Source organism: Maribacter sp. 4G9, from assembly GCF_002742265.1.
Taxonomy (GTDB): Bacteria; Bacteroidota; Bacteroidia; order Flavobacteriales; family Flavobacteriaceae; genus Maribacter.
This window is the reverse complement of record NZ_MDGL01000030.1, coordinates 1-11,444: the sequence shown is the minus strand read 5'-3', so window position 1 is coordinate 11,444 and position 11,444 is coordinate 1. Positions and strand designations below refer to the sequence as shown.

The 11,444-nt window shown below is 41.2% G+C and carries 13 protein-coding genes; 6 read left to right on the top strand and 7 right to left on the bottom strand.

Annotation, left to right across the window (positions count from 1 at the left end):
• Window positions 1-255 precede the first annotated feature (255 nt).
• From BFP75_RS03395 to BFP75_RS03380, 3 genes are all read left to right on the top strand, one after another.
• Window positions 256-1,050: an adenylate/guanylate cyclase domain-containing protein gene (locus tag BFP75_RS03395; protein WP_165776531.1), complete on the top strand. Its 795-nt coding sequence runs from the start codon at window positions 256-258 to the stop codon at window positions 1,048-1,050.
• 6 nt (window positions 1,051-1,056) lie between these two features.
• Window positions 1,057-1,821, top strand: coding sequence for a DUF6090 family protein (locus BFP75_RS03390; protein WP_099543261.1), 765 nt, complete (start codon window positions 1,057-1,059; stop codon window positions 1,819-1,821).
• 422 nt (window positions 1,822-2,243) lie between these two features.
• Window positions 2,244-2,480, top strand: coding sequence for a DUF1059 domain-containing protein (locus tag BFP75_RS03380; RefSeq protein WP_099543259.1), 237 nt, complete (start codon window positions 2,244-2,246; stop codon window positions 2,478-2,480).
• A 2-nt stretch (window positions 2,481-2,482) separates the two neighbouring features.
• Here BFP75_RS03380 and hemL read toward each other — a convergent pair whose 3' ends face one another.
• From hemL to BFP75_RS03360, 4 genes are all read right to left on the bottom strand, one after another.
• Window positions 2,483-3,766: a glutamate-1-semialdehyde 2,1-aminomutase gene (gene hemL / locus BFP75_RS03375; protein WP_099543258.1), complete on the bottom strand. Its 1,284-nt coding sequence runs from the start codon at window positions 3,764-3,766 to the stop codon at window positions 2,483-2,485.
• Window positions 3,767-3,769: 3 nt separating this feature from the next.
• Window positions 3,770-4,615: a glucosaminidase domain-containing protein gene (locus tag BFP75_RS03370; RefSeq protein WP_099543257.1), complete on the bottom strand. Its 846-nt coding sequence runs from the start codon at window positions 4,613-4,615 to the stop codon at window positions 3,770-3,772.
• 98 nt (window positions 4,616-4,713) lie between these two features.
• Window positions 4,714-5,619, bottom strand: a complete 906-nt coding sequence (locus BFP75_RS03365) for a 1-aminocyclopropane-1-carboxylate deaminase/D-cysteine desulfhydrase (RefSeq protein ID WP_099543256.1) — start codon at window positions 5,617-5,619, stop codon at window positions 4,714-4,716.
• A gap of 5 nt (window positions 5,620-5,624) precedes the next feature.
• A complete protein-coding gene (locus BFP75_RS03360) occupies window positions 5,625-5,960 on the bottom strand; it encodes a hypothetical protein (RefSeq protein WP_099543255.1) in 336 nt (111 codons plus the stop codon).
• Between the two features lie 228 nt (window positions 5,961-6,188).
• Between BFP75_RS03360 and BFP75_RS21700 the strand changes: the two genes are divergently transcribed.
• Together BFP75_RS21700 and BFP75_RS03355 are read left to right on the top strand one after the other, a co-directional pair.
• Window positions 6,189-6,347, top strand: coding sequence for a DUF5522 domain-containing protein (locus BFP75_RS21700; RefSeq protein WP_165776530.1), 159 nt, complete (start codon window positions 6,189-6,191; stop codon window positions 6,345-6,347).
• A gap of 71 nt (window positions 6,348-6,418) precedes the next feature.
• Window positions 6,419-6,997, top strand: a complete 579-nt coding sequence (locus BFP75_RS03355; RefSeq protein WP_099543254.1) for a DUF4136 domain-containing protein — start codon at window positions 6,419-6,421, stop codon at window positions 6,995-6,997.
• 60 nt (window positions 6,998-7,057) lie between these two features.
• On the opposite strand, the gene BFP75_RS03350 is transcribed toward BFP75_RS03355, so the two are convergent.
• On the bottom strand, window positions 7,058-7,522 hold the full coding sequence (locus BFP75_RS03350) for an Lrp/AsnC family transcriptional regulator (RefSeq protein ID WP_099543253.1): 465 nt from the start codon (window positions 7,520-7,522) through the stop codon (window positions 7,058-7,060).
• Window positions 7,523-7,698: 176 nt separating this feature from the next.
• On the opposite strand from BFP75_RS03350, the gene BFP75_RS03345 reads away from it, so the two are divergent.
• Entirely contained in the window at window positions 7,699-9,450 is a 1,752-nt protein-coding gene (locus BFP75_RS03345) for an aromatic amino acid hydroxylase (protein WP_099543252.1), read from the top strand.
• Window positions 9,451-9,501: 51 nt separating this feature from the next.
• On the opposite strand, the gene BFP75_RS03340 is transcribed toward BFP75_RS03345, so the two are convergent.
• A complete protein-coding gene (locus tag BFP75_RS03340) occupies window positions 9,502-10,392 on the bottom strand; it encodes a type IX secretion system membrane protein PorP/SprF (protein ID WP_099543251.1) in 891 nt (296 codons plus the stop codon).
• A gap of 18 nt (window positions 10,393-10,410) precedes the next feature.
• Window positions 10,411-11,444, bottom strand: a 1,034-nt coding sequence (locus tag BFP75_RS03335; RefSeq protein WP_165776529.1) for a gliding motility-associated C-terminal domain-containing protein, incomplete at its 5' end; no start/stop codon positions are given.

Sequence of the window (11,444 nt, the reverse complement as noted above, 5' to 3'; positions counted from 1 at the left end):
CGGCGGTGGCCTTCATCAAGGAACACATGAGAAAAAGGATAGAGACCTCGATAAGCCAGATCTGCGCATTGATGCCGAGGCATATAAACGCAGTGACCCCGGACGGGTTCATCATCAAACTGATACTGTTCGTGATGGCGTTTCAGTTTGAAAAAACAGTACTATAATAGGAAACTCGAGTTATTTATTAGAAAACCCTTCTACAAAAAGGTCTTGTTCAAGTTATTTTTTTACATGATATTATTCTCGCTGATTATGATGGTATTATACCCCATTGCGTCCAGCATAGAGCTTGGTGTGCCTTTATTTTCAGTTACGATTTGGCAACGCTATATGGATTACCTATCCAGCACGGTGCATTTAAGTACTTTGGTCCAACTATCGGCCTCCCTATTTATTTCACTAATATATGCCGAGATAAGCGATAACTTAGGGCATGGCGTATTGCAAAACTTCATAATAGGTAAATACCATAGCCCAAAGGAAGAGCAGCGCATATTTTTGTTTACGGATATGAAGGACTCTACTGCCATAGCAGAAAAATTGGGAACAAAAAAGTACTTTTTCTTCTTAAGGGACTATTATGATTGCCTGGAAGACGCCATTATAAAATTTGGCGGGGATGTGTATCAGTATATTGGCGATGAAATCGTCATTACCTGGGAATATCAAACAGGAATCAAGAAAAACAACTGTCTATATACCTTTTTTGAAATGAAACATGCTCTAGAGGAAAATGCCGAATCCTTTTTTAAAACTTATGGCTATATACCACATTTTAAGGGTGGGATGCATTTTGGCGAGGTAACCACCGGAGAAATAGGGGCCTTAAAAAAGGAAATCGTTTTTTCCGGGGATGTTTTGAATACAACGGCAAGGATACAAGGTGCCTGTAATACCTATAATACGGATTTATTACTTTCCCAGGCATTGGCCAAACGTCTTGATTTGGGTAAAGGCTTTGATTTTTCGGAAATTGGGGAAGTTTCCTTAAAAGGAAAAAATGAATCCTTAGCCTTGGTCAAGGTCCATAAAATTAATCCGAAGTAATTACCTATGATAAAAATTTTTAGAAAAACCAGACAAAAACTACTGGCAGAAAAGAAAATAGGCCGATATCTGGCCTATGCCTTGGGGGAAATTGTACTTGTGGTCATCGGGATACTTATAGCTCTGGCCATCAATAACAAAAACCAAAAAAACATTGAGAAAAAAACGGAACAGACCTATCTACTAGGCTTAAAAGAGGAATTTTTGACCAGTAAGTCCAAATTAACGGAACTCCTAACCATTAACGAACAGAATATTGAAGGCGCTAAAAAACTATTGGCCCTTACAAATTTGAAGGACTCACTTCCTTCCGAACAGGAATTATCCAAACTCCTGTTCCAAACATTTGTTTCGGATATTGCCTTTAATCCCAACAATTCCTTGCTAAACGAAATCATCAACTCTGGAAATCTAAAAAACATCAAGAATACCGACCTAAGAATTATGCTTACCAATTGGTTTGCTACCCTTGAGGATATTTCAAGGCAAGAAAAAGACTTATTGCTACAGCGGGAAAATTTGTTGGATATGTTCAGGACCAACCAATATAGTCTGGAGACCGTTTTTAAGGATGCCGGAATTTATGCTGAAATGGATTTGACCCAAGGAGACGAACCAAAGTCCAATCTAGGGTTATTGTCCTCCAGGGAATTTAAAAATAAACTCCTAATGTTTATAGTTACAAGTCGTGCCACTGGGGATATCCACTATCAACCGCTGATGCAGTACTTGGATTCAATTTTGGACACTATTTCCAAGGAATTGGACTAAAAATATGATGTATATAATTGATTTTCAATAAGTTTATTAAAACGTTTTGGGCTCAACACAAACTGACCAAAAGGAAAAATTTATACTTTAGTGATAAAGTAATCTAAGATGACGCTTCCAAAAAAAACAACTCCTTACCATTCTAGCCCCATTGCCTTTACTCTTAGTACCTTTTGTTGGTATGCAATTTACCAACGAAGTTACTTGGAGTCTAAGTGATTTTGTAATAATTGGCCTTCTTTTATTCGCCGTAGGACTAGGAATCAATTTTATTCTCCGGAAAGTAGCACCAAAATTTCGTGTTGCTTTTATAATAGCCCTACTCGTACTTTTTCTTTTGGTTTGGGCAGAGTTGGCCGTGGGTGTTTTTGGTACACCGTCCGCAGGAAGTTAGACCTTTTTTAATACGTAAATCTATTGCTATGAAAACCATGACATGCAGACAATTGGGAGGCGCTTGTGAGCAAAAATTCCAAGCTGAAACTTTTGAGGAAATAGCCGAACTGAGCAAAAAACATGGAACCGAAATGTTTCTAAAGGGAGATGAACCACACCTGAAAGCCATGGAAAGTATGAAGTCCATGATGCAATCTCCCGAAGCTATGCAAAACTGGTTTAAGAATAAACGAGAGGAATTTAACGCCCTTCCTGAGGAATAATACTAATTTAGGTCCAAATTGTCCACCGCCTCGATAGTTGCGTCCAAATCTTCATAGGACAAAGCGTCATTCAGGAAATAGCTTTCAAAAGCGGATGGAGGTAAATAGATTCCTTGGTCTAACATACCGTGGAAATACTTCTTAAATGTATCATTATTCCCTTTTGCCGAAGTAGCAAAGTCCATAACAGGTTCATCCGTAAAGTGAACTGAAATCATACTTCCAAACCGGTTGATTTGATACGGAATTCCTTTTTTATCAAGAGCTTTGGAAAGGCCAATGTGCAAATGGGCCGTTTTTTCCTGAAGGCTGATAAACACTTCCGGGTTATTATTGAGTTCAGTCAACATGGCCAACCCGGCACTCATTGCTAATGGATTACCACTTAAAGTTCCGGCCTGATATACCGGTCCATCGGGTGCCAAATATCCCATAATCTCATTATTAGCGGCAAAGGCGCCAACGGGAAGTCCGCCACCAATAACCTTTCCGAAACATAAAATATCCGCTTTTATGCCCAAGGCCTCCTGCGCCCCTCCCCTTCCTAATCGGAATCCGGTCATGACCTCATCGAAAATCAAAAGGATATCGTTTTCATCACAAAGTGCTTTAAGGCCATGGATAAATCCATCGGTAGGGATAATACAGCCCATGTTTCCGGCAACCGGCTCTATGATTACCGCAGCAATTTCTCCTTTATTTGCTTTTATGAGTTGTGCAACACTTTCCAAGTCATTATAAAGGGCCAATAAGGTATCCTTCGCAGTTCCTTGGGTTACCCCGGGACTATTTGGACTACCAAAGGTTACCGCCCCACTACCAGCTTGAATTAAAAAGGAATCAGAATGCCCATGGTAGCATCCAGCGAATTTTATGATTTTATCCTTTCCAGTATATCCCCTTGCCAAGCGTACGGCACTCATACATGCCTCGGTTCCACTGTTTACAAATCGGATTTTATCGATATTGGGTACCATGGAAACGGCCAACTTGGCCAAGTCGGTCTCAATTTCGGTAGGCATTCCAAAGGACGTTCCCTTCTTGGCCTTGTCGATAATCGCGTTCAAAACCGGCTCATAGGCATGTCCCAAAATCAATGGTCCCCAGGATGCGATATAATCTATCAATCTATTTCCGTCCTCATCGTACAAATAGGCACCTTTGGCTTCCTTTACAAAAATAGGCTCGCCCCCTACCGCCTTAAAGGCCCTAACCGGGGAGTTTACGCCGCCTGGAATATATTGTTTTGCCTCCGCAAAGAGTGCACTGCTTCTTTTATAAATCATCTGTTATTTGTTTACCGAAGTGGATTTTACCAATAGCTTTTGACCAATGGAAAGTCCAGCGTCCCTTAGATTGTTCATCCGCATCAATTCGTCCACGGATACGTAATACCTTCTGGAAAGGGAATAAAGAGTGTCCCCTTTTTTAACAATGTGTACGGCATCGGAATCGGTTACAACAACCCTATCGTCAATATAGCCTTTATCAAGTACACCACCATCATAGGTATAGAGTTGGTGTTTCTCTATCAAATAAATCAATTTCTGGGGGTACCTTTTATCCGTAGCATATCCTGCCTTTCTAAGTCCATGTGCCCACGTTTTATAATCTGTGGGTTTGTAATCAAAAAGAAAGGCATACCGACTTCGAGTCGTTAAAAAAATACTATGGTCCCTAAAAGAATACATGGGGTGGTTATACTTTCTAAAACACTCTCCTTTTGCATCATCATCGTGAAAATCATAATCTCCCTCCCATCCCGTATGACATTTAATCCCGAAGTGGTTATTGGTCTTAAGCGCCAATTCCCCCTTACCATAACCGCTTTCCAATAGTCCTTGGGCCAAGGTAATACTGGCGGGGATACCATAAGCCTTCATTTCAAGCTGTGCAATTTCCGAAAACGTATCAATGTATTCGTCGATAGTCTCTATCCTGAACTTTATAAATTTCCCAGAATCTTCGGGCATGGAGGTATCTCCTTTCGATATGGAAGATGTGGCCTCCTCATTGGATTTTCTGCTCTCGGCCCTTACATTTTCGGTGCGAAGTCTATCGGAATATGCTTTTTTGGATTTACATCCAACGACACCAATGGCCAACAACAAAAGCACTAAAATTTTCTTTTTCATCTGTTCAAAATCATTTCTTTTAAACGGTCAGATGCAATTCGCCATCCCGATAGCTATCGGGACATCTCGGTGAGAAACATCTAATTTTATGGCCAATTTCATATATCCAACAAAGGTAATTTTTTCTTTAGCAATACCCTATTCATGCCGTGTATGCCCTGAATTCCTCCAGTATGTATGGCCAGTATTTGTGTTCCGGGTGCAAAATTATCATTCTTAACACTATCTAACAACCCATACATCATTTTTCCAGTGTAAACAGGATCTAAGGGGATAGTGGTCTGCCGCTTAAATTGATTTATAAATGCAACAAGTTCTTCATTAATCTTACCATAACCTCCAAAATGGTAGTTCAAATCTAGACTCCAATTTCTTTTTTCGGTAAGTTCCTTTATGTCGTTTTCCAAAAAATCCCCCTTTAAAACAGGGAACCCCAAAACCTGTTGATTATTGTTTGAGGCCTTGATTAATCCTGCAATGGTGCCTCCAGTCCCCACACAAACACAGATTATATCGAATACTTTATCGTCCTCCTCAAGAATTTCCTCACAGCCCTTTAAGGCCAAAGCATTGGTGCCGCCTTCCGGAACTAGGTAGAATTCCCCAAATTCTTCACGTAGGGAAGCCAAAAAATCCAATTCCTTCCTTTTTCTATAGGTTTCCCTATCTACAAACCTGAAACGCATGCCGTTTTCATGAGCCATTTTTAAAGTGGGATTTTCGCGCCAACTATCCGCTAGTTCGTTACCCCTAATAATCCCAATGGAACCCAGTTTACCCATTTTACAAGCGGCGGCTGTGGCGGCAATATGGTTGGAGAAGGCCCCGCCAAAGGTCAATACATTGCGGTATCCTGATTGTTGGGCTTCCATTAAATTGTACTTTAATTTTCTATACTTGTTACCGGAAACCATAGGGTGAAGCAAATCCTCCCGCTTTAGGGCAATACGAACTTTCTTTTCTTTAAGAAGCGGAAGTTCCAGATATTGGTTTTCACTGTGCAAAGTGGCTATTTATTATGAAAAAGGTATTTCATAAAACTATAGGGCCTTCGGTTTTTCAAATAATCCGATGTTTCCTCATTCCTATAAGCTTCCCTTTCAAAACTAAGATTTTGATACGCTTTATAGGTGTCCAAATAAAAAAGGGACCTTACCACCCACTCAAAAACATACAATACGTAAAAAGGTAGAATTAAAAGTTCCTGTTGCTGTCTCAAGTGGATTTTCTCATGATTGATCAACTCCTTGTCCTTTTTAAGGGTATGTGTTTTAAGGATAATAAATGGCCAAAGGGAGAGACCCACGTAATTTCTATAGAACAAATGCTTAAAAACCAATATCATAGGCAATTCAAATCTTGCATACTCAAAGATACCCGTTAAAATTTTAAATTAAAAGTATACAGAGTTATGTTGCCAACAACTATACGATCCCATAGAATTATGCTAAATCGCCGTTAAACTAGGACATATAAATACTAACGACTCCGGTTATCAACAGAAATATTCTAATTTTATGATATGTAGTTTTATTGCTAATCAAACATTGATAAGCTAATTTTTACCCATTGAATGAAAAAAATTATTCCGATCGAAGATGGTGATTATTATTGGACGGACGAGGGCTACAGGGTCTTTACCCGCCAGTACCATTTAAAGAGGGGCTATTGCTGCGAAAGTGGTTGCAGGCACTGTCCCTACGGATATGATCCAAAAACGAACAGTCAATAACAGGCTCTTCGGCATGATTTTTGAGACTTTAAAGTTGATGAATAATTCCTTAAATATATAAATTGACAGCTATGAAAAACTTTAAAATATTATCGCTGATAGCCTTGGCGCTGGTGGTATTGACCTCATGCTCTTCGGTTAGGGTACTTTCGGACTATAACCAGGAAGCCAATTTCAACCAATATAAATCCTATGCTTTCTATAAGACCGGGATAGATAAGGCCCAAATATCGGACTTGGACAAAAAAAGAATTCTATATGCCATTGAGGATGAAATGGCCTCACGAGGCTTCGTAAAATCTGAAAATCCCGATTTACTCATAAGTATCTTCACCAAGGAAGAGGAACGCGTTGATGTCTACAACAACAACTTTGGTTGGGGTTGGGGCGGCGCCTGGGGCTGGGGACCAGCATGGGCTTGGGGTCCCGGTTGGGGATGGGGCTGGGGAGGTCCTAGTGTTAGTACCCGTACACAAGGTTCCCTGTACATAGATTTAATCGATACCCAAAATAAAGAGTTGGTATGGCAGGGCAAAGGCGAAGGAACATTGTCGAATACCAAAAACATCGAAAAGAAAGAACAGCGGATCAAAGAGTTTGTTTCACAGATTTTGGAACAATATCCACCTAATTCGGTGGCCGTTAGATAGGAATTATTTCATTTCTTAAATCCAGGCCCTTTCAAATAAAAATATTTGAAAGGGCTTTTTTTATAAAAGGGGAAAATGCCGACTGTTCTTTGCCACATTCAATACAAAGGCACTTTTTACCGCACCAATATTAGGCAAAGTAGCAATCCGCGTTTTTGCAAAATCATAATAGGCATCCAAGTTCTTCACGGTAACTTTTAGAAGAAAATCGAACTCACCCCCAACAACATAGCATTCCGTAACCTCATTGAAAAGCCCAATATTATCCAGAAAATCATCCATTAAACTACCCTTCTGGGCATCCAGCGATACAAAACTGAAAACCGTAATGCTGGGTTCAATTTTAGACGTATCCAGTACCGCTTTGTAATTCTTAATGAATCCGTCCGATTCCAACCGTTTGATGCGCTCATACACCGGTGTCTTGGTCATTCCTAATTGGTCCGCAATCGATTTGGCCACAGTTTTGGCATCCCTTTCCAATATTCTTAAAATCTTTCTGTCAACCTCATCCAAATTTTCCATATTATTTTTTCCTTTTAATGCCCTATATAGACTTACATTATATAACTAATTCCTATCAAATATACAATTTGAAGGAATTATTTCCTTATATATAAATTTTTACAGAAATATAGACTAATATTCTTAAATTTATAAGACACCCAAATTAACAAAACAATTACCTAAAGTTTATAGTAATGAGCTACGAAAGCAATCCCATACTGGACAAACTACCCAAACATTTAAAGCAGTACATAAAGCCACAAAACTATGAACACTACACGGCTATCAATCAAGCTGTCTGGCGTTATGTAATGCGAAAGAATGTGGACTATCTCAATAAAGTAGCCCATGATTCCTATACACAGGGATTGAAAAAAACCGGAATTTCCATAGATAGCATACCCAACATGTACGGAATGAACCGAATTCTGAAGGATTTGGGGTGGGCCGCGGTGGCTGTAGACGGATTTATTCCCCCTGCCGCCTTCATGGAATTTCAGGCGTATAATGTTCTGGTAATCGCTTCGGACATCAGACAGCTTGAAAATATTGAGTACACGCCCGCACCTGATATCATCCATGAGGGAGCCGGGCATGCGCCCATTATCGCCAACCCAGAGTATGCCGCTTACTTAAGAAGGTTTGGCGAAATTGGCAGCAAGGCCATATCCAACGCAAAAGATTTTGCACTGTACCAAGCAGTTAGACGCTTGTCCATCATCAAGGAAGCCAAAGGAACGAAACGGGAGGAAATTGAAAAAGCCGAAAATTTGGTGGAAAAACTACAACAAAATATGGGTGAACCCAGCGAAATGGCTTTGATCAGAAATCTACATTGGTGGACCGTGGAATATGGCTTAATAGGTACTCTAGAAAATCCGAAAATCTATGGGGCCGGACTCCTATCGAGTATTGGGGAGAGTGCCTGGTGTATGACGGACAAGGTCAAGAAAGTACCTTACTCCATCGAAGCGGCACATACCCCCTTTGACATTACCCAACCCCAACCACAACTTTATGTGACACCCGATTTCGCATTTTTAAGCCAAGTACTGGAAGATTTTGCCAACACGATGGCCTTGCGAACCGGTGGCCTGAGCGGACTGCAGAAACTTATTGGTTCTAAAGATTTGGGTACGATAGAATTAAGCACAGGATTGCAGATATCCGGCAATTTTGAAAGCGTTATTGCACATAATGGGGAGCCCATTTACTTTCAGACCAATGGAAAATCGGCACTGGCGTTTCGGGAAAAGGAATTGGTAGGACAGGATATCAATCAACATGCCACGGGATTTGGATCACCAATAGGGAGACTCAAGGGAATCAATATTGCCATTGAAGACATGAGTCCCCGGGATTTAAAAGCCTATAATATTTATGAAGGAAACGAAGTCTCCTTAGACTTTGAAGGCGGCATCAATATCAGCGGAAAAATTGTAACGGGTACCAGAAACCTACAGGGACAAATCATCCTCATCACCTTTGAACATTGTAAGGTCACCCATAACGATAAGATTCTCTTTGAGTCCAAAGACGAACTGTATAATATGGCCATTGGGGAACGGATAGTTTCCGCCTATCATGGCCCTGCCGATTTAAAAAGCTTTGATCTATTAGACCATGAACTAAGCAGTTCCAATCCAAAAGCGAAAGGTTCCAAGGATGAGGAATTGGAAAATCTCTACCAACAAATTAGGGATTATAGAAACGGTAAAAACACGACCATTTCAAGGAATAAAGTTTTTAAGGTACTTACTGAGAAATATCCTTTGGATTGGCTGCTTTCTGTGGAATTATATGAACTGGCAGTAGGAAACCAGGATTTGGATTTTGCCAGTGATATAAAGGCCCATTTGAATTCGATTAAATTGGAAAATCCGAAGTTAGGCCATCTGATCGATGACGGCATTGGGCTGACGGAAAAGGAATTTATATTACAATAAAAAAAGCCCTTGACCAAAAATCAAGGGCTTTTTAGAAAAACACCAAACTACCTATAATAAGAATCTCATGAAGACCTCATGTGTTCCCTGGTCAAGACCATCGATTGGTCTCTGCCAGGCATTCTCATAGGCATAGCCCAATTGGAACCCGTTCGAAACCTTAAAGAGAAAAAGTCCGCTTATGCTTTCATTATACCGATATCCGGCACCAAGGGTAAATCTCTCCGCAAGGTCCAAAAGACCTGTAAGTTCATAGGAAAGCGGGGATGCATCTACATATCTAATCATACCCAAGGCCTGCAATTTGGTAGTTCCACCCAAAAGGAAATCGTAACCACCTCCAAGATAAGCGTGCATCCTGTCGGCGCCAAGAAATGCATTTCCATTGGCTTCCTGAAGCCTGTCTGGTGTTAGAATTTTTGGCGCGGACAGCGATATGAAATACTTTTCGTTCTTTAGGTATATACCAGCACCTACGTTCGGTGTAAAACGGCTCTCAAAGTTCATTAGGGAACCGTCCTGGCCAACCCCGTAGGTCAAAAGACCTTGTGTATTGGCATCGTACGAGTTCGCGCTTGCCTTAAGTCCAAAATATAGTTGGTTATCTTCATCAAGATCGATGTGGTAGGAAAAGTCCACCGCCATCCATGTTTGGGTCTCAATAAAGGTTTTGTCATTTAGGATGCTAACGCCCAGGCCGACCTTATTGCCCACAGGCATGCCAAAAATGGCACTTTGACTTTCCGGGGCACCTTCTATGCCCGCCCACTGACTTCTGAGCCCAAGGACAAACTCCACCCCTTCGGAACTGCCCGCAAAAGCAGGGTTGTAAATGTTCATGTTATATCGGTAGAAGGTATAGTTTGGATCCTGTTGACTCCAAGCCCTAACTGAAGTAAGCAGCACGAACAGGACAATAATTGAATTTATAATTCGTATCATTTTTATTTTTTTAATTGGTTAATAATTAATGAACAACCATCCTTGGATAGGTTTTGAACCATCGCCAAGGTCGATGACATATAAGTAGGAACCTGATGGTAATTTCTCACTGTTTTCCTTGTAAAAGCCTTCCCAATCATTTTTATAGGATTGTACGGCAAATACCTCATGCCCCCATCTGTTGAAGACTTTCACCACGTTATTGGGGTAGTTGTCTATTCCAGGAATCACCCAGGCATCGTTGTTACCGTCACCATTGGGCGTAAATGCTTGGGCAGGTACCAAAGTGGGTTCATTGTTGCTAGGAAATGCATCTTCCATGTCTTCTACCCCGTCATTATCGTCATCTGCATCGGTATTATCGCCAATACCATCACCATCAGTATCCCTAGATTCGGATGGGTCTTTTGGAAATACATCCTGTGCATCAGAAATACCATCATTGTCATCATCGCTATCGGAGTTATCGCCTATTCCATCACCATCAGTGTCCATATGTTCCTCAGAATCCCATGGAAAGGCATCCTCATTGTCCAATACACCATCGTTATCATCATCCGTATCCGAATTATCTCCCTGGCCATCGCCATCGCTGTCCACGCTCTCATTTGGGTCATCTGGGAAAGCATCATCTACATCAGGCACACCATCGTTGTCCCTATCTTCTGATTCGCCGTAGGGATATAGATCCTCATCATTTGGAATTCCGTCCCCGTCAATATCATCGTCGGCATTGTCACCCGTTCCGTCACCGTCCGTATCTGTATCCTCGTTCTCGTCCAATGGGAAATCGTCCTCCGTATCCGGCGTACCGTCGTTGTCATCGTCGTCATCGGCATTATCACCGGTTCCGTCTCCATCGGTATCTGTATCCTCGTTCTCGTCCAACGGGAAATCGTCCTCAGAATCCGGTGTACCATCGTTGTCATCGTCATCATCGGCATTATCACCGGTTCCGTCTCCATCGGTATCTGTATCCTCGTTCTCGTCCAACGGGAAATCATCCTCCGAATCCGGTGTACCGTCATTGTCATCGTCGTCATCGGCATTAT